General features: G+C 38.0%; 19 protein-coding genes. 11 read left to right on the top strand and 8 right to left on the bottom strand.

The genetic code is table 11. From position 1 onward, the window contains the following. Positions 1-26 precede the first annotated feature (26 nt). Both FAZ19_RS19495 and FAZ19_RS19490 read left to right on the top strand, forming a co-directional pair. Positions 27-2345: a TonB-dependent receptor gene (locus FAZ19_RS19495; protein ID WP_136822443.1), complete on the top strand. Its 2319-nt coding sequence runs from the start codon at positions 27-29 to the stop codon at positions 2343-2345. Between the two features lie 4 nt (positions 2346-2349). After that, a complete protein-coding gene (locus FAZ19_RS19490) occupies positions 2350-3138 on the top strand; it encodes a DUF4249 domain-containing protein (protein WP_169305713.1) in 789 nt (262 codons plus the stop codon). Here the strand turns inward: FAZ19_RS19490 and FAZ19_RS19485 are convergent. Continuing rightward, positions 3133-3741, bottom strand: coding sequence for a polysaccharide deacetylase family protein (locus FAZ19_RS19485; RefSeq protein ID WP_136822441.1), 609 nt, complete (start codon positions 3739-3741; stop codon positions 3133-3135). The genes FAZ19_RS19490 and FAZ19_RS19485 overlap by 6 nt on opposite strands. 91 nt (positions 3742-3832) lie before the next feature. On the opposite strand from FAZ19_RS19485, the gene FAZ19_RS19480 reads away from it, so the two are divergent. From FAZ19_RS19480 to FAZ19_RS19470, 3 genes are read left to right on the top strand one after another with little or no spacing between them, the layout of a single operon-like run. Further along, complete coding sequence (locus FAZ19_RS19480; protein WP_136822440.1) at positions 3833-4747, top strand: ComEA family DNA-binding protein; 915 nt, start codon at positions 3833-3835, stop codon at positions 4745-4747. Between the two features lie 8 nt (positions 4748-4755). Next, the gene (locus FAZ19_RS19475; RefSeq protein ID WP_136822439.1) at positions 4756-5286 is read left to right on the top strand and encodes an adenine phosphoribosyltransferase; all 531 of its coding nucleotides are present in this window, start codon (positions 4756-4758) and stop codon (positions 5284-5286) included. A gap of 53 nt (positions 5287-5339) precedes the next feature. Next, on the top strand, positions 5340-6116 hold the full coding sequence (locus FAZ19_RS19470) for a TerC family protein (protein ID WP_136822438.1): 777 nt from the start codon (positions 5340-5342) through the stop codon (positions 6114-6116). 25 nt (positions 6117-6141) lie between these two features. Here FAZ19_RS19470 and FAZ19_RS19465 read toward each other — a convergent pair whose 3' ends face one another. Continuing rightward, positions 6142-6696: a hypothetical protein gene (locus FAZ19_RS19465; RefSeq protein ID WP_136822437.1), complete on the bottom strand. Its 555-nt coding sequence runs from the start codon at positions 6694-6696 to the stop codon at positions 6142-6144. Further along, positions 6683-8281, bottom strand: coding sequence for a 2,3-bisphosphoglycerate-independent phosphoglycerate mutase (gene gpmI / locus FAZ19_RS19460; protein WP_136822436.1), 1599 nt, complete (start codon positions 8279-8281; stop codon positions 6683-6685). The genes FAZ19_RS19465 and gpmI overlap by 14 nt, the downstream gene beginning before the upstream one ends. Before the next feature lie 146 nt (positions 8282-8427). Between gpmI and FAZ19_RS19455 the strand changes: the two genes are divergently transcribed. The 4 genes from FAZ19_RS19455 (at position 8428) to FAZ19_RS19440 (ending at position 11243) form a co-directional block, all read left to right on the top strand. Then, a complete protein-coding gene (locus FAZ19_RS19455) occupies positions 8428-8772 on the top strand; it encodes a DUF4783 domain-containing protein (protein WP_229707645.1) in 345 nt (114 codons plus the stop codon). An 80-nt stretch (positions 8773-8852) separates the two neighbouring features. After that, positions 8853-9710 carry a carboxylating nicotinate-nucleotide diphosphorylase gene (nadC, locus tag FAZ19_RS19450; RefSeq protein ID WP_136822434.1) on the top strand — a complete coding sequence of 286 codons (858 nt, stop codon included), beginning with the start codon at positions 8853-8855 and terminating at the stop codon, positions 9708-9710. Positions 9711-9727: 17 nt separating this feature from the next. Then, positions 9728-10378: a glycerol-3-phosphate 1-O-acyltransferase PlsY gene (gene plsY / locus FAZ19_RS19445; RefSeq protein WP_136822433.1), complete on the top strand. Its 651-nt coding sequence runs from the start codon at positions 9728-9730 to the stop codon at positions 10376-10378. Positions 10379-10439: 61 nt separating this feature from the next. Beyond that, on the top strand, positions 10440-11243 hold the full coding sequence (locus FAZ19_RS19440) for a M48 family metallopeptidase (RefSeq protein WP_136822432.1): 804 nt from the start codon (positions 10440-10442) through the stop codon (positions 11241-11243). A gap of 66 nt (positions 11244-11309) precedes the next feature. Here the strand turns inward: FAZ19_RS19440 and FAZ19_RS19435 are convergent, their stop codons facing one another. Together FAZ19_RS19435 and FAZ19_RS19430 are read right to left on the bottom strand one after the other, a co-directional pair. Then, on the bottom strand, positions 11310-11618 hold the full coding sequence (locus FAZ19_RS19435) for a DUF4342 domain-containing protein (RefSeq protein ID WP_136822431.1): 309 nt from the start codon (positions 11616-11618) through the stop codon (positions 11310-11312). Positions 11619-11695: 77 nt separating this feature from the next. Next, a complete protein-coding gene (locus FAZ19_RS19430; RefSeq protein WP_169305712.1) occupies positions 11696-12862 on the bottom strand; it encodes a TIGR03862 family flavoprotein in 1167 nt (388 codons plus the stop codon). 361 nt (positions 12863-13223) lie between these two features. Here FAZ19_RS19430 and FAZ19_RS19425 point away from each other — a divergent pair, with 361 nt between their 5' ends. Together FAZ19_RS19425 and FAZ19_RS19420 are read left to right on the top strand one after the other, a co-directional pair. Continuing rightward, complete coding sequence (locus FAZ19_RS19425) at positions 13224-14558, top strand: GH1 family beta-glucosidase (protein WP_136822429.1); 1335 nt, start codon at positions 13224-13226, stop codon at positions 14556-14558. 322 nt (positions 14559-14880) lie between these two features. Beyond that, positions 14881-16725 (top strand): rhamnogalacturonan lyase family protein, encoded by a 1845-nt coding sequence (locus FAZ19_RS19420; RefSeq protein WP_136822428.1) that lies wholly within the window; start codon positions 14881-14883, stop codon positions 16723-16725. A gap of 31 nt (positions 16726-16756) precedes the next feature. Here FAZ19_RS19420 and FAZ19_RS19415 read toward each other — a convergent pair whose 3' ends face one another. The 3 genes from FAZ19_RS19415 to FAZ19_RS19405 form a co-directional block, all read right to left on the bottom strand. After that, positions 16757-17131: a hypothetical protein gene (locus FAZ19_RS19415; protein WP_211245540.1), complete on the bottom strand. Its 375-nt coding sequence runs from the start codon at positions 17129-17131 to the stop codon at positions 16757-16759. A 42-nt stretch (positions 17132-17173) separates the two neighbouring features. Continuing rightward, a complete protein-coding gene (locus FAZ19_RS19410; protein ID WP_136822427.1) occupies positions 17174-18298 on the bottom strand; it encodes a lipid II:glycine glycyltransferase FemX in 1125 nt (374 codons plus the stop codon). Positions 18299-18514: 216 nt separating this feature from the next. Beyond that, positions 18515-19273 (bottom strand): SDR family NAD(P)-dependent oxidoreductase, encoded by a 759-nt coding sequence (locus FAZ19_RS19405; RefSeq protein WP_136822426.1) that lies wholly within the window; start codon positions 19271-19273, stop codon positions 18515-18517. Positions 19274-19303 lie beyond the last annotated feature (30 nt).

Below are 19303 nucleotides of genomic sequence, written 5' to 3'. Positions count from 1 at the left end.
AATACGTTAGCTCAATTTTGATATTCATGCGATATTTTCTTTTAGTATTTACTGCTTTATTCCTTTCGATTTCAGCAATAGCCCAAGAAAAAATTACCATCAGTGGTTATGTAAAAGATGCTGCATCAGGTGAAGTATTGATAGGTGCTGTCGTTCAGATAAAAGGAACACAAAGCGTAACAAGCACCAATAACTATGGTTATTATGCGCTACAGGTGGCAGAGCCTAGTGTAGAATTGTTTGTTTCTTTTGTTGGATATCAGGTTCTAGAACAGTCTGTTAATGTAACCGAGAATAAACGCTATAATTTTGAGCTTGTTTCCTTAGAAAATCAATTGGAAGAAGTTGTAGTTTCGATGAAGAAACAAAATGATAATGTTACCAATGCACAAATGGGGGCTTTTAATTTTACGATGGAAGAAGTCAAGAACATTCCAGTTGTATTTGGCGAAAGAGATATTCTAAAAACAATTCAATTGCTGCCCGGAATCGGAAAAGGGGGGGAAGGTTCTTCCAATTTCTATGTCAGAGGCGGTGGGTCTGATCAAAATTTAATACTATTGGACGAAGCTACTGTATACAATGCGGCACACTTATTAGGCTTCTTCTCTACCTTCAATTCGGATGCGATCAAAGACGTAGAATTATATAAAGGAGGGGTTCCGGCACAATATGGCGGACGTGTATCTTCCGTAATGGATATCAATATGGTAGACGGTAATAATAAAAAATTTGCGGCTGAAGGAGGATTAGGACTTATCGCTTCACGTTTAAAGTTAGAGGGGCCGATCGTCAAAGACAAGGGGTCATTTATGATCAGCGGAAGACGTACGTATGCCGATCTATTTTTGAAGCTATCTAATGATGAAACAGTCAATCAAAGTAAGCTCTACTTTTACGATCTCAATGCAAAAGTTAATTATCGATTTAACGATAAGAATACGCTATACGCTTCCGGATATTTTGGTAAGGATGATCTGGGGTACGGCAAGTTATTTAGCTTTGATTGGGGAAATGCTACGGCCACTGTACGCTGGAATCATATTTTCAATGAAAAGCTATTTAGTAATACGTCTTTGATTTATAGTGATTTTACGTACAATGTAAACGTGTCTAACAATGATCGAGATTTTACAATTGCCTCAAAGATTGAGAATTTTAATCTAAAAGAAGATCTATCGTATTATGCCAACAATAATAATACACTACGCTTTGGAATAAACCTGCTGCGTCAGAAAATTTCACCCGCCAGCTTAAATGCTGGAGAAGAGTCGTCGGTCAATTCGATTGATATCGAAAGCAGAAGTGGAATAGAAGCTGCGGCTTATATTTCGCACGAATGGAAACCTTCAAGTTGGCTTTCCATGATATATGGTTTGCGTGCGACCGATTTTATGGTGCAGGGGCCAGGTACATTTTATGAATATGATGAAGATGGTGATCCCATCGGCGAACAATCATTTGATGGAGGTGTTATAAAGCATTATTTTAATCTTGAGCCTCGTTTGTCGTTATCTGTTATTCTGAATTCGGAACATAGTGTTAAAATATCTTATAATAGAATTGCTCAGAACCTACATCAGTTAACGAATACAACCTCCTCGTTGCCAACTGATCAATATGTTGTAAGTAGCCTGAATATAAAGCCACAATTTGCAGACCAAGCCGCTATTGGCTACTTTCGTAATTTTGGGAACAACGCATATGAATTCTCTGTGGAAGGATATTATAAATTTATGGATAACCAGATTGATTTTCGAAACGGAGCAGATCTCCAAGCTAACAAATATCTAGAAGGCGAGTTATTGTATGGAATCGGTCGATCTTATGGTTTGGAGTGGTATTTACGCAAATCGAAGGGTAAATTAAATGGTTGGATAAGTTATACCTTGGCAAAAAGTGAGCGGCAATTCGAGCAGATCAATGACGGAGATTGGTTTAATGCAAGACAAGATCGTACACATGATATTTCTGTGGTGGGAATGTATGAATTGTCTAAGAAATGGTCGTTAGGCGCTACATTTTTATATTATACGGGAAATGCAATTACTTTTCCCAGTGGTAAATATCAAGTCGATGGACGTACCTTGTTTTATTATACCGAACGAAATGGATACCGCATGCCAGATTACCATCGATTAGACCTATCTGCTACGTACGAACCAAAAAAAGAAAATAAACGTTTCCATTCAAGCTGGTCTTTTGGACTCTATAATGCTTACAATCGCAGAAACGCCTACATTATTGATTTTAGAGAAAATGAGGATAACGCGAATGTTACCGAGGCTTACAAAGTGGCCCTTTTTGGCATTATTCCTTCGGTTACGTGGAATTTTAAATTTTAAGAAAATGACAAGATCTATTTATCTATTGATAAGCGTGTTTGTTGCCTTCGTAAGTGTCTCGTGTGAAGAAATCATCGAAGTAAATCTGAATGAAGGTGATCCAAAATATGTAATTGAAGCTGATTTGACTACCCTGTCTTCTGATCAATTTATTCGTGTTACACAAACAGTCCCGTTTAGTGCAGATATTCCAAGCAAGTCAATTGAACATGCGCTAGTTTCCGTTTCAGATTCGAGAGGTCAGGTATTTAATTTTACTTACCAGGGAGAAGGATATTATTCGTTCAAAAATCTCAAGCTACAGGAGAATGTTGTATATGATCTATCAGTTCGTATCGACAATGAATTGTTTGAAGCTACGTCTAGATTAGAGGATTTCGTAGCAGTTGATTCATTGGGTGTGATTGAGGAACGTATTTTTAATGAACCCTATTATTTCGTGCTATTGAAGTTCAACGATCCGATAGATATCCCCAATTATTATCGATACTCGACCTCCGTAAACGGTAGTACTTTTAAATTTTCTTCGGTATTTAATGATAAATTTAACGATGGATTATTTGTTTCACACGAAATAACCAATAGCGACAATTCGCTAGCAATCGGAGATTCGGTGATCGTAAGAAGACAATGTATAAGCAAAGATGTCTACGATTATTGGAATGAGGTTCAGTTTGCCAATCCCGGCAATGCGGCCCCCTCAAATCCGAAATCGAATATTTCCAATGGTGCCTTTGGTTATTTTAGTGTTACGGCGGCTAAGGAATACGGAGTGCGTATTGAAATGTTATAAAGTCTCAAAAGAAAATCCTCGTTTTAAGAAATGTTCAATTGCTTTAGGGAGCGCATATTGCACACGTGGAATTGCTTTAATATTGTCGTGAAAGACAATTATAGAACCATTTTTTGTGTGTTTCAATACGTTCTGCAAACAGTTTTGGGGAGAAAGGTTTAAATCAAAATCGCCACTGAGCACATCCCAATAAATCAGTTCAAATTGATCACTAAGTAAGGATAGCTGAGATTTTTTAGCTCTCGCATAAGGCGGTCGAAATAAGTGAGATTTGGTCAAACGTTGACATTTCATAATATTCTCAATATATATATCATCGTTATGATCCCAACCTCTCAGATGATTATACGTATGGTTGCCGACCTGATGCCCATTTTTGATTATTCTATCGAAGATTTCAGGGTGCTTTTCGATATTTTCGCCTACACAGAAAAAGGAAGCCTTAATGTTAAAATCGTCTAGAACATCTAATATCCAAGGGGTAATTTCAGGTACAGGGCCGTCATCAAATGTCAAGTATAATTTTTTATCGTGTCTGGATTTATTCCATATTACGTTGGGATAGTACCATCTTAGGAAAATAGGGGCATTGACAAAATACATGTTGTAATATTAGAAATATATTTGCAAATTTAAGTAAAGATCTGAAATTTAGCTCTCGGAGATATTCTAGCTCGTGATATAAAAACTATATATGAAAGGATTTTTTCAATATTTTAATTTAACCCAAGCCGAACAGCGTGGTTTTTTTGTTCTCGTCGTACTAATTATTTTTGTATTACTCTTTCCTGTAATGTACAGTTTTACGCGAGAGAGCGATACGCCTGAATCTTCAATTGTATACTTCGCCGACGAAAAAAAAGAAAAGCAGGAAGCGAAATATGCACCCGTTGAGGAATCTCGCGATGTGCTATCATCTGTACCTACTTCTGAGAAGCACATCAGGTATTTTGACTTCGACCCTAATGCACTTTCAGTAGAGGATTGGGAAAGGTTAGGTTTTTCTAAGAAACAAATTACCGTTATCAAAAATTATGAGTCCAAAGGAGGAAAGTTTTACACAAAAGAGGATGTAAAAAAAATATACTCGATATCAGCGCAAGATTATAAGCGAATCGAACCTTATATCAAGATTTCGGAAAAGGAGAGCCATAGATTTGGGCATGTTGCTTCAGATAGTAAAAAGTCCAGCAGATCAAATCCTGTAATTCCTTTAATGATTGAAATAAACAGGGCGGATACCAGCGAATTTAAAAGATTGAAAGGAATAGGCCCTGTTTTATCCGCTCGCATCATAAAATATAGAAATGCCCTAGGTGGCTTTAATAAAACCGAACAAGTTACCGAAGTGTATGGTGTCACCCCCGAATATTATGAGCAGATAAAGGACAAATTATTCTTAGACGCTGCAATAATTCGAAAACTAAATATCAATCAACTAACCAAACAGGAATTGAGCAAGCATCCTTATATTTCCCGCAAGCAAGCAGAGTTGATCGTTAACTACCGAGAACAACATGGATATTATAAAGAGATGGATAATTTAAGGGAGATACCTGTGTTAAATGAGGATTTTTTCCGTAAAATTGCGCCGTATTTACAATTCTAAAACATCGTATGCTAGAAGAACAGCTTAAAAAAGTGATCCGTGATATTCCGGATTTCCCCCAACCCGGTATAGTTTTCAAAGATATTACACCAATTTTAAAAGATCAAATGTTATGCAAAGAAATCGTACGTGAATTTGAAAGACACTTAGAAGGTGTTAAACTAGATGCGATAGCGGGTATCGAAAGCAGAGGTTTTTTATTTGGTATGATGCTGGCTAACCAGTTGGATGTTCCGTTTGTGCCCATACGTAAACAAGGTAAACTACCTTTTAAAACAATCTCAGAGTCGTACAAACTAGAGTATGGTCAGGCTACGATAGAAATTCATGAAGATGCATTTGAAGCAGGAAAAAATATTTTGATTCACGATGACCTGTTAGCTACTGGTGGTACTGTTGTTGCCGCATCCAAACTTATTGAGAAATTAGGTGGAAACATTGTAGGGTATTCGTTTGTTATCAGTTTGGACTTCTTACAAAGTCACGGTCGTCTGACACGTTTTAGCGACAACATCGTATCCCTGGTTCATTATTCTTGATAGATCAGATTTAAATATTATTTTTACAGCAAATAAAAACATAAAACAAATATATGGAATGGTTATCGGATCCAAATGTATGGATTTCTTTTTTGACACTTACGGTTCTTGAAGTCGTATTAGGCATTGACAATATCGTATTTATATCGATTCAAAGTGCTAAATTACCCTTAGAGCAACAAAAGAAAGCACGTCAGCTAGGTTTAATGTTGGCCCTAGTGATGCGGGTTGGGCTGTTGTTCTCTATTAAGTGGGTAATGGGCCTAACTACTCCATTGGTAAATTTCGCAGAACTTTTTAATATCACTAACGAGAAGATTGTTCCCTATTTAGTGTTATCGGGTAGAGATTTGATTTTATTTATCGGAGGTCTATTTTTAATCTATAAGTCCACGACGGAAATTCATCACAAGGTAGAAGGCCATATACAAGTAGCGAATAGCAAAAGCAAGCCGGTCACATTCACCAGTGTAATCCTTCAGATTTTGATTCTCGATCTTGTATTTTCGTTAGACTCTGTTATCACCGCGGTGGGTATGGTTGATCAAATAGGGGTTATGATAGCTGCTGTTATTGTCGCTGTAGTAATTATGTTGCTGTCTGCAGAATCAATCAGTAGATTTGTTAATGATTATCCTTCAGTGAAAATGTTGGCGTTGGCTTTCTTACTACTAATAGGGGTGTCATTAACAGCAGAAGCATTTGATCAGCATATTCCTAAAGGATACATTTACTTTGCGATGGCATTTTCCGTATTGGTCGAATACCTAAATATACGATCAGAGAAGAAAGCTTTAAAGCAGCTTGAAGAACAAAACAAATCCAAATAATAGGTCATAAAAAGGGGGATTTTAATTAAAATTCCCCTTTTATCTTGTAATAATTTTCTCCTACGACTTTTACCGCCTGATTTTTTTCCACGGTATAACTATCGTTTTTTCGGTATTCTAAAAGCTCCGTCGTACTATAAAGTGAGTTTTTTACTTTTCTTTCTATAACGATATCATTTGCTTTTCCATTTTTGTACTGTATTTGAATGCATGAAAGGTCAAGGTCGGGGTTAGTAATCGTATAGGTTACTAAATTGTCTACGCTGTCAATGTCTACATATCCAGAATAAGCAGGTTTATTGATATCTATTGCGACGAAACTAGCAAGCTCGGTGTCCCAGTTTTTAATTTTGATTTCTTGAACTTCCGAAATACTGTCCTTTCTAACTGTTTTGGTAATGGTTGGATTTGTTTCCTTTAAACTTTTAATTTCGGACTGAAAAAACGAAGGGAGATCAAATAACTCAGCTCGCTTCTTTTGAGCAGGATCCGTGGATATGCATGAAAATAAAGTTACGTTACAAATTAGAATTGCTATAGCTTTTAAAATATGCTGCGAGTTTCGTTTATACCAATACATTGCCATTCATTTCAAGAGGGATCTGTAGGTTTAATAACCGTAAAACCGTGGGAGCTATATCTCCCAATTTACCATCTGCAATAGCGTGGTAGTCTTTATCAATTAAGATACAGGGTACCAAGTTCGTTGTATGCGCCGTATTAACCGATCCATCGTTATTGATCATAAATTCTGAATTACCATGATCGGCTAGTATGATAAAAGAATATCCGTTTGCTAATCCGGTGTCGACTACCTTTTGAGTACATTTATCAACAGTCTCTACTGCTTTAATTACCGCATCAAACACACCGGTATGTCCTACCATATCTGGGTTTGCAAAATTAAGACAAATAAAATCGGGTTTATTGGTCTCCATATCATTGCAGATTGCCTCTGCAATACCATATGCGCTCATTTCTGGTTGCAAATCGTATGTTGCTACCTTTGGAGAAGGAATTAATAAACGACGTTCGCCCTCGAATTCATCTTCACGTCCTCCTGAGAAAAAGAAAGTCACGTGAGGGTATTTTTCGGTTTCAGCAATGCGGACCTGCGTTTTACCCTGAGAGGTAAGTGCCTCTCCTAAAGTATTTGTTAGATTATCTTTTTGAAATACCACGTTCACGTTTTTAAACGTGTCGTCATAAGATGTCATGGTTACATAATATAAGTTCAATGGTACCATGTCATACGTTGGAAATGCTTCCTGCGTTAATGCTATAGTAATTTCACGACCTCTATCCGTTCTAAAATTATAACAGATAACAACGTCTCCATTTTCAATGGTAGCTCGCGGGGTACCATTAGAATCTACCATAACGATGGGTTGGATAAACTCATCGGTAATGTTTGCATTATACGAATCTTGAATTGAGGCAAGCAAATCGGTTGAAGGTCTTCCAATTCCTTTTGTCAATAAATCATAAGCCTGTTTTACCCGTTCCCATCGGTTGTCGCGATCCATGGCATAATACCGACCAATTACCGAAGCCATCGTTCCGGTAGAGTGGGTCAAGTGATCCTGAAGGCTCCTTACATAATCAATACCGCCATTTGGATCCGTATCTCGGCCATCCAGAAAAGAATGGATGAATACTTCATTATTTGTTAAGCCTGCTTGTTGAGCTGCGTCACATAGTGCTTTTAAATGTTCGATATGTGCATGAACACCACCATCCGATAAAAGCCCGACAAAATGAACTTTTCTATCGTTGTCTTTCGCATATTGAAATGCATCCTGAATAACCTGATGTGTGGTGAATAGACCTTCATGTGCCGCCTTGTTGATGCGGCCTAATTCTTGGTAAACAATACGACCAGCTCCCAGATTCATATGTCCCACTTCGGAATTTCCCATTTGACCTTCCGGAAGCCCGACAGCTTCACCTGAAGCTTCAAGTTTTGAATTTGGGTACGTCGATATTAAATAATCTAAATAAGGCGTATCTGCAGCAATTACAGCATTTGAATTATCGTTTTTTCCATAACCTAGCCCATCCAGGATAAGTAATGCAACTTTTTTTTGATTTAATTTGTCCACATACAAATTTAGATAAAATGCTTTGCATTCACGAACACCCTTTGGAAAAAGACGCAAGCTCATGATTCATTTGTACAGACAATCATTTTTTTTCATAGTATTAATTGGCATGGTTTTTAACTTAATAATAAGGTAGTTGTCACACGGCTATTAAATGATTAGATACATAATTGATGAACCTGCTAAAAGTGTTTATAATAATGGTGATTATGCCTCTGCAATCATTTGTCGAGGGTAATATCCATGCCGATATATATAATGGTTTAAAGAATGGCAATAGCAAAACGTTATCCAAACATTTTGCTTCCACATTAAGTCTGTCTATAAATAAAGAAGAAAGCGTCTATTCTAAATTTCAGGCAGAACTGGTACTCAATGATTTTTTTAGAGCGAATAAGATAACGGAACTAAAACATCTTCAAAAGGTAGCCGGAAATTCGAGCAATAAATACTTAATTTATAGTCTGAAGACCATTAAAAAATCTTACCGTGTATTTGTCAAGTTGATCGATATCAAAGGAGATTTCACGATCTCAGAACTGCGAATAGAGTGATTTTTTTGACAATTTCCAAGCAATAATTTTTAGAATAAAATATATTTTCTTCATCTTAGCCTAATATTTTATAGTTTGGAATGGATCAAGATTTTAAAGTAAAATTGCTTGAGTTTGTAAAACTTGCTCTAATTGAGGATGTTGGGGACGGAGATCACACTTCATTATCTACTATTGGTAAGAATAAAGGTGGAGAAGCACAACTTTTGGTCAAGGAAGAGGGGTTAATTGCGGGGGTGGATGTGGCCTTGGAAATATTTAATTACATAGATTCTTCTTTGCAAGTAGAAATTTTTATTAACGATGGATCTCCTGTTGTATACGGTGATATTATATTAGTTGTACGTGGAAATATACATAGTATTTTAAAGGCCGAAAGATTGGTTTTGAATGTTATGCAACGAATGTCTGGCATCGCTACACGAACCGCTACGTATGTTGATTTATTGAAGGAAACAACTACTAAGGTATTGGATACACGCAAAACGACACCACTTTTACGTTTTTTAGAAAAGCAAGCTGTAAAGATCGGTGGAGGGGAAAATCACCGTTTTGGTTTGTATGATATGATTCTTATTAAAGATAATCATGTAGATTATGCGGGCGGTGTTTCGAATGCTATTGCGCATGCAACTAGTTATAAAAAAGACTTTGCAATTGATATACCAATAGAAGTGGAGGTTCGGAATTTTGAAGAGCTGGCTGAGGTTTTAGCTTGTGAAGGAGTCGATCGCGTGATGTTTGATAATTTTACACCTGTAGATGTACAAAAGGCTGTGAAATTGGTAGATGGGCGGTTAATAACTGAAGCCTCTGGCGGTATTACATTAGAGACAATCAAAGATTATGCATTGGCGGGAGTGGACTACATATCTGTGGGTGCATTAACACACTCGGTAAAAAGCCTTGACTTAAGTTTGAAGGCCAAACTAATATAACATAATAAGGACGATTAATGATTTCTATTTATTTAGTAGGTATTGTCATATTAGCTTATCTGTTTGGATCAATACCTACTGCAGTGTGGTTTGGTCAAGCATTTTATAGCGTCGATGTGCGGGAATATGGAAGTGGAAACGCAGGCGCAACCAATACCTTTAGGGTATTGGGACCGAAGGCAGGTGCCATTGTCATGTTTGTAGATATTTTTAAAGGCTGGACAGCGACTAATTTGCCCTATCTTCTGGACGGGTCGATCATAGGAGACCATAATTCACGTTATTTCGTAAACTTCCAACTAGCCTTGGGGGTAATCGCCGTTATAGGGCATTTGTTTCCCATATTTGCAGGCTTTAGAGGTGGGAAAGGTGTGGCGACTTTGTTTGGGATGGTGCTTGCCATTCACGCACCGGCAGCCCTCTGCTGTGTCTCTGTTTTTGTTATCTGTCTATTAGTGTCTCATTATGTTTCTTTAAGTTCCATTCTTGCCGGATTTACGTTTCCCATCAGTGTTGCCTTTATCTTTAAGACAACGGTACCCTCCGTACTGTTGTATGGAATAGCTATCTGTGCGTTGATTCTTATTACGCATCAAAAGAATATTGAGCGGTTGCTGAAAGGCCATGAGTCTAAAATATATCTATTTAAAAAAAAGAATCCTGATTAATCTATTTGGGCATTAGAATTGCATATGTTAATCAAAATGGATTATTATAGTAATGTGTATTATGAAAAGAATATTTAACTATACTGCCATATTCCTGATTGGGGGGATATTGGCGAGCTGTGCTACTTCGGCCGTTACGGGGAGAAAATACTTAAGCTTGGTGAATGAAACTCAGCTGAACGAACAAGCCGCGTTGGCTTACAAAGAGTTTCTAACATCTTCAGAAACCAAGGTTATTACCGGTACATCCAATGCAACTATGGTAAAACGCGTTGGAAATAGTATTGCGTCCGCGACGAATCGATTTTTACAAGAAAGAGGAGTTGCCGATCAATATGATTTCAATTGGGAATTTAACCTGGTACAGAGTGATGATGTGAATGCATGGTGTATGCCTGGTGGTAAAGTGGCCGTATATAGTGGAATAATTCCTATTGCAGGTAATGAGGCAGGTTTGGCTACAGTAATGGGGCATGAAATTGCGCACGCTATTGAAAAACATTCAGTAGCACAGGCGTCTAATCAAATTGCATTACAACTTGGCGCACAGGTACTCGGCGCCGCATCGTCTACGACAAATAATCGCGCAGTATCTGCAATAAATCAATTGTATGGTATTGGGGCTCCTCTCGGAATGCTCAAGTTTTCCAGAAATGATGAATTGGCAGCCGATAGAGCAGGACTTATCATTATGGCAATGGCAGGTTACAATCCTAATGAAGCTGTGAAGTTTTGGGAAAGAATGTCTTCTGCTAAATCCGGCCAAGCGCCAGCTGAGTTCTTAAGTACGCACCCTAGCGATGCCAGACGTATCTCTCAGCTCCAAAGCTATATTCCGGAAGCAATGAAGTACTACAAAAAATAACCCTATTAAATAAAAAAAAGGATAGCGTATCTATCCTTTTTTTTATTTAATCACTTCTCGACATAATTAAATATCTGTTGGTGTATTTGGGTTTTCAGTGGGGGGAGGCGTATCATTTTGATCATGCTCCTTAGACGAATCCGACCGCTCTACCGTGATGGTGCATTCTGTTAACAAAGCAGCTAATGCACCTACAGCCGCAAAAATAGGTAAAAGTACCACGCCAACGACTCCAATGGTTACGGGGAAACTTAATATCTCTTTGCCGGCTTTATCTGAAATGATAATTTTTCGAACATTTCCCTCCGCGATGATTTCTTTGATTTTTTTGAGGAGATTCTCTCCGTTGACGTTAAAAGATTCTTTAAATGACATACTTATTCTCCTTTATACTGTTAATACTCTTTTTATAAAGTTCGTTAATTTTTATCAAAAAGTACCAAATACACGCGTTATTTTAACGTTATATTATCAGCAACCCATACACCCGAACTAAAACAAGCCTGCAGCAAATAACCTCCCGTAGGAGCTTCCCAGTCCAGCATTTCACCAATACAAAAAATATCTGGATATTTTTTTAGAGCCAGCGAATCAGACAATTCTTTAAAAGAAACTCCTCCCGAAGTAGATATAACCTCATCAATGGGTCTAAATGAAGAGACCTCAATAGGTAAATTTTTAATAGCATATGCTAATTTGGATGGATTTGTATAAGTCTCCTTATCCAAAAATTTCAACAACTGTATCGCTGTCTGCGAGAGTTTCAGCTTGTTTCTAAGAATGGAACTTATATTTCCATTATAGCTCAATTCCTTTTCAATAGCTACTAATGTATATGTAGGTTTTATATCCAGAAATAGGGTGATAGGAAAAGATATTTGACGAACCAAGTGATTCAGATAATAAACAGGAGCACCTTCAATACCGTAGGTCGTGAATACAATTTCACCTGTTTTGTGAAGTCCTTCAAATTTTAACTGAATGTTTTTCAATACCTTTCCGGCCAATGGAGAAAAATCAATATTTGTATTAAAACCTGAATTCGCTGGCTGAAGTGTACTAATTTGAATACCTTTCGCCTGAAATAGATCTACCCATTTTCCATCCGAACCAGTTTTTGCCCAAGACCCGCCACCAAGACCTAATATTAGTTTTTGATAAGGGATTCGTATCGATTTACCTTGGCAGTCGAGTGAGACCGACTCCCCATCGAAGTCTATCATACGATATCCGTATATAATTTTAACGCCGATGTCTGTTAGTTTGGCAAGTATAGCTTGTAGTACCTGTATGGGTTTTATTCCTTTAGCAGGGAATATTTTTCCTGAACTTCCGATGAATGTAGCAATTCCTAGATCATCAAACCACGCAATAGTGGCTTTATTGTCGAAATATCTGACAATCTTTTGTATTTCAATGTGGTCATACCTTTTTATAAAAGTATCTATATCTTCACTATGTGTAAGATTAAGTCCACCATGACCAGCCACTAAAAATTTACGTGCGGCTGCTTTATTCTGTTCGTATATATGCACTTCAAACCCATTCAAAGCAAGTTGTTGTGCAGCTATTAATCCAGCAGCACCTGCTCCAATTATAACGATAGGTGGTTTCGACATCTTACAAAAATAGTCAATTCTTCGAGAATCGTTTGCACAATACAATTGCCTGCACAGCATAAAAAATCATCTGTTTTTCCTGAACTGGAGCCGTCGGATTTTTGATCTTCCTGTAGTTTACAGAAAATTAATAGCAGATTAATATCCTGTTCACAAATACTACGTTTATTTGTGTGAGGATATAAATAATCTTGTAGTTTAAAACAGTTGAATTATGAAAGCGATTGGGTATTTTTTTCAAAGGATTGTTCTACAGTTGTTTTTAACTCAATTTAGCTCGTTTTATTCTCCTCTTAGATCTCATAAAATCTAGCCCAGATAGAAGAGAATGTTACCTTTGTGCAAAAAATCTCTATAATTAATGCTTTTAACTAAAGAAGCCTTCGACGAAGATTTTATTTGGGGCGTTTCTACTGCTGCTTATCAAATCGAAGGAGCCCACAATACGGACGGCAAAGGCCTTTCGATATGGGATATTTTCGTAAAGAACAGAAATAAAATACATCAAAATCAAAACGGGGATACGGCATGTGATTTTTACAATCGGTATACAGCAGATTTGTATTTAATGCAGAGCCTAAATATTCGGAATTATAGATTTTCCATTTCTTGGAGCCGCATACTTCCGGATGGTGTTGGTAATATTAATACTGCCGGGATCGATTTCTACGATAGGCTTATCGATCTGTCGCTTCAATTGGGAATCACACCATGGATTACGTTGTACCATTGGGATCTCCCTCATGCGCTCGAAAGAAAAGGTGGTTGGGTAAATCGTGATATCAAGGAATGGTTTGGTTATTTCGTTTCCGTTTGTGTCACACATTTTGGTGATCGTGTTAAAAACTGGATGGTTTTAAATGAACCCACTGTATTTAGCGCTGCCGGCTATTTTTTAGGGGTGCATGCTCCAGGACGAAGGGGATTAGATAATTTTTTAGCAGCCGCACATCATGCAGCACTTGCGCAAGCTCATGGTGCCAAGGTTATTAAAACGATGCAAAGAGACAGTGTGGTAGGCACGACTTTTTCATGCTCTCACATCGAACCGTTCACCACGCGAGAGAAAGATATCGTCGCCGCCAAAAAAGCAGATGCGTTGCTCAATCGGCTCTTTATAGAACCATTGTTGGGAATGGGATATCCAACTGCTGAAATAAAGATTCTTAATAGAATTGAGAAATACATGAAGCAAAATGACGACAACGATTTAATCTTCAACATGGATTTTATTGGTGTGCAAAATTACACCCGCGAGATCGTACGACATGCAATATTTGTTCCTTTTCTACAAGCAAAAATTGTAAGTGCCCAAAAGCGTAAAGTAGAAATGACAGCAATGAATTGGGAGATCTATCCGGAGTCAATATACCATATTTTGAAGAAATTCAATGCTTATCCAAATATTCCACCGCTGATTATTACCGAAAATGGAGCTGCCTTTACCGATCAGATAGAGAACCATCAGGTAAGCGATCCCAAAAGGATAGCCTATTTGCAACAAACCATCGCACAGGTGCTTCGAGCAAAGCGGGAGGGGGTAAACGTCAAAGGATATTTTGTGTGGACATTTCTTGATAATTTTGAATGGGCTGAAGGTTACCACCCCAGATTTGGATTGGTTTACGTTGACTTTCAAAGCCAGCAGCGTACTGTAAAATCTTCAGGATATTGGTACGCTAATTTTCTTAAATAGGATATTATGTCCTGAATTGTAATCGTATTCTCCGTATATAACAGCGATTTTATATTTCTTTCTGAAGTTGAAGTGCATTCCAGCTCTTACTTTGCCGTCCATACAGAAGAGGTAAGTTTATCATCTACTTGGTCTTATGTTATCGGACGGTTGACAGAGTGCTTATTCTTTAGGATTGTCGATTTTAACCTTCAAATTAGGTGACTATCTAGTTCTTTGAACAGGATGGTACAGGTTGCGTTCAGGGTCTTAAAGCCATAACTTCGTGAATACCAGAATAAATCTAGAATAAGATAAACAAGTTGCAAATTATAAACGCATTATGAACTATATAAAGATCCTTTTTATTATCGCACTGATTTCTGTATTGAATACCACCGTTTTATCTCAAGACTCAAGAGAACGTTCCTATATGTACGAGATTCTAACACCTCGTCATGCGATAAAGCCCGAGGTAAATGGCTTTGCGCAAAAAAGAGTTGAAGAACCACTGGATCGGGGACTGACTTTAGCCCATGTTAAAGAAAGCAATGCAATTCATATAAGTTGGAGATTACTAAAGTCAGATAATGAAATCACAGCATTTAACATATACCGTTCCGTTAATGATGTCTCGAAAAAGCTGAATAAAAGGCCTATAACCGAAACGACTGATTTTGTCGATACTAAAATCGGAAAAGGTAATGTGCTGTACTGGATTGAAACTATTCAAGGAGAAGAAAGAAGCTTAAGCAAGAAAAAATCATTACCTCAAAACGTTGTAAATGAATCTAATTATCACAGAATAAAATTGAAAGATCCAAGTGTTACGGCTGGTCGTGTTGCAGTTGCCGACTTAAACGGCGACGGGCAGTATGATTATATCATCCGCCATCCGAATAGCAATGTGGATCCCGGGGTTGCTAACCCAAACGACGGTACGACGTATAAGATAGAGGCGTATTTACATGATGGTACCTATTTGTGGACGAGGGATTTAGGGCCCGGTATAGAACCGGGTGTATGGTATTCACCCTTTATCGTTTACGATTTTGATGGGGATGGAAAAGCAGAGGTGGCCTTAAAAACAGCGGGGGATGACTTTTTAAAGAATGATCAGGGGCGTGTGTATGGGGGGAGTGAACATTTATCCATCTGGAACGGGATGACCGGCGAGGAGATCGCTCTTGTCGATTGGCCTGAGCGAAATGATCGGTACGGTGATGTGAACCGGCAAAATCGAAATCAAATCGGTATGGCCTACCTCGATGGCAAGACACCGTGTATACTTGCGGCTCGGGGTACTTACAGATTAATGGTTGTGGATGCGTGGCAATTGAACAATGGTAAATTAGAAAAATTGTGGCGGTGGGACGGAGATGAGGAAAATCCGGTTGTTAGAAGTCAAGGCGCGCATAATATGGTTTCAGGCGATGTGGATGGAGATGGAAAGGATGAAATTTTGTTGGGGTCTTGCATGCTCAATAATAATGGAACTTTACGATGGTCGACTGGTCTTGGGCATTCTGATAAAGCTTATCTTACCGATATCGATCCGGAAAGAAAGGGATTGGAAGTATTTTTGGCTATCGAGCCCTGGATAGATAACGGTTATGGAGTTTCAACTGTTGATGCTAATAATGGAGAGAGAATTTGGGGTGTCGGGCATAAGACATTTCATGTTGGTGATGGAATGGTGGCAGATATCGATCCTACGAGCCCTGGATTAGAATGTTTTGCCACAGAAGATAGGAAAGGAGGCTCAACAGATAAATACCTGTTGAGCGCACAGGGTAAAAAACTGGGTTCCAATGAGGAAGTTCCTCCTTGTCGAAACTGGATATGGTGGGATTCTGGAAATATTCGTCAGTTGTTTTTTGGCGATGATAATCGATGGGGTGCAGAATCTACGTCCGGTGGAAGAAACCAATCAATAGGGTATTGGAATGGAGATAAAATTGGCGATGGCATATATGGAGATATCCTTATGATTGCAGATCTATTTGGTGATTGGCGAGAGGAGGTCGTTACAGCGCTTCCCGGTGAACTGAGAGTCTATCACACCACTATTCCGGCGAAAGATCGCAAAGTAACACTAATGCAAGATCCTATTTATAGGAGTTATGTGCTTCAGCGCTCTCAGGGCTATCCTCAAGCTCCAGTCCCGTCGTATTATTTAGGAAATTAAAGGACCGAAATGAACGGTCTGATAATATCCGTTAATTTTTACACGGAATTTTATATTCCGAAATTTTCGTCACGGTATTTTTTCCGGCGGATTTAAAACTAAAAAAATATGCGAAATCTATCGTTTGTTTATTTAATTCGACGCTTCCGTTGCATGCGCCGAATTTTCCATGGCTTAGTACCTCATCTATTGTGAGTGTAGTAACCTCTACACCATTTTGTAGATATTTCTGCAAATCTTTTTTATTTTCGACTGTCTGTTTACCTACTATTCGGAATTGAAATTCATCTTCAATTATATTTTCAATATCACTCCATTCTTTTTTGAACCAAGCAATAATAAAATCACGAATTATTTTTCTCTTCGGAGCATTATCACAATCTTTAGGAACATTTATTTTCATCATATATGCGGCTTAAAGGTTTTTCCATTTATTATATTTGTAATATTACGTCATATGATAACCTTGATTTCGAAACTCTGTAGATGCATAGTATCTGTATTTGTTTTCGTCAAGAGGGTAGTCCCAGCAACCCATACGATGATACATGGTGCCACCAAAGCCCGTTTTAAAACGGTGCAAACCATACATCGGATGAGCAGGGTCAGCTTGTGGTGATACACCGAAAAAATCATATTCCGTGCATCCTTTCTCTCTAGCTAGTAACATCGCCTGCCACTGCAACGAATAAGTCGCCATATAGTTTCTGTTTTCAGACGAAGACGCACCATATAAGTAAGTTGCTCTTTGTGCTGAAATAACCAAAAACATAGCCGCCAAAGGTTTATCATCCGCCTTGGCGACTAGTAGATAAACATCCGCAGGAGAAAGTGTATCGTTTGCCTTAGCCGACAATATGATCTTAAAATAGCTGATATCATGTAATACGAAATTATTTCTAACAGCAGTTTCGCGATATAGATTATACCAGATATCTAAGCTTTCTAGACCTAAAAGATGAACTTTCACGTCCTTCCTAGATGATAACTTGATATTGTAGCGTGTCTTAGGTTTCATCCTTGACAACAGGGTGTCTGGTTCCTTTTTCAAATCCATAAAAATAGTATTAGAAGGCAAAATATTGGTATTTGCTTTTTTGAGACGCCAGTTTGCCGTATTAAAATTTAGCCGCATTTCTTGAATACTTTGCTCTGGAGCTCCGAGCCAAGTGCCATCGATATCGTAATAGGTTTCATCCTTTGCCCATAACGATTCCCACGAGAGATCGTAACGGATCATAATACAGTTATTTGGTAAAAAATCTTTCAAGCCTTCAGAAAGTTGTTCCAGAAAGAAACCTTGAAACTCCTCGGACGGTTCGACCTCGGGACCGTAAGGAACGTAGGCTATGCAATGCGTTTTGTCAATGGATTGGATGATCACAAGTAAATCCCCGATAAAATGGGATTTATCAACAGATTCTACGAAAAGATCGCATGGTCTAGTTTTGAAATTAAAAGCTCTTGACTTCAATCCCTGAAGTTTTTTCACCTCAGACCAGTAGGCTGTTTGCTGAATTATAGATGTTTTGTAAACCTGTTTGATATTTTTCTCCTCAATGTTTGTGATCATTCCCTTATTAAGTTGTATTGCGCAAAAGCGGCAAACATAGCCATATTTTTATAGTGATTTGTCAAAAACATGTAAGAACAAAAAGTTGTGTCGCGAATAAATCTTTACAAATTGCGACGATCTGGGCGTCACCGATTGGCACATTATTCATCATAAAAAAATCCCACCCAACAAATTAGTTGAGTAGGATAATTAATACCTTAATTATAGAGTGAATTAAATTCTAAATCCACCCGAAACTTCTATTCTTTGCGCATTAATCCATTTGGAATCATCGGAACAAAGAAATGCAACCACACTTCCAATGTCGTCTGGCAGACCAACTCTTCCTAATGCGGTTTGCGAAGAAATTAACTGATTATATTCTGCACTATCCCGAATAGCTCCGCCACCAAAATCCGTTTCAATGGCGCCGGGAGCTACGGAATTCACTCTTATTTTTCTGCTTCCTAATTCCAAAGCCTGGTAGCGCGACAATGAATCGACTGCCGCTTTCATCGCACCATATGCGGAGTATCCCGCAAAAGAAAATCTCGCCAAACCGGAAGACGTATTTACTATGCTACTTCCATCATTCAACAATGGTAATAATTTTTGCGTTAAGAAATAAGGGCCTTTGAAATGAATATTTGTCATTGCATCCAGGATTTCTTCGGTTGTCGTTTCAAAACTTTCGTTGATTCCGATTCCTGCATTATTAACCAATGCATCTAGTTTAGCAGAAGAAAATTGAGTGTCCAGGATATTTTTTACTTCAGTTACAAATTGGTCAAAAACTGAAGTTGTAGAAACATCCAAAGACAACGCAAATGCTCTTTGTCCGACGCTTTCAATTTCTTTTACTACTTCGTCCGCAGATTCCTTTTTGGTTTGATAGGTTAAAATGATGTCAAATCCTTTTGCTGCCAATGCTATCACCGAATTTTTACCCAATCCACGGCTTGCGCCCGTTACTAATGCTATTTTGCTTGCCATTTTTTATTGTTTTAATTAATGGTATAAATT

It is taken from the genome of Sphingobacterium alkalisoli, assembly GCF_005049105.1.
Taxonomy (GTDB): Bacteria; Bacteroidota; Bacteroidia; order Sphingobacteriales; family Sphingobacteriaceae; genus Sphingobacterium; species Sphingobacterium alkalisoli.
Note: the sequence above shows the minus strand (reverse complement) of the source record. Positions and strands in the feature narration are given on the sequence as shown.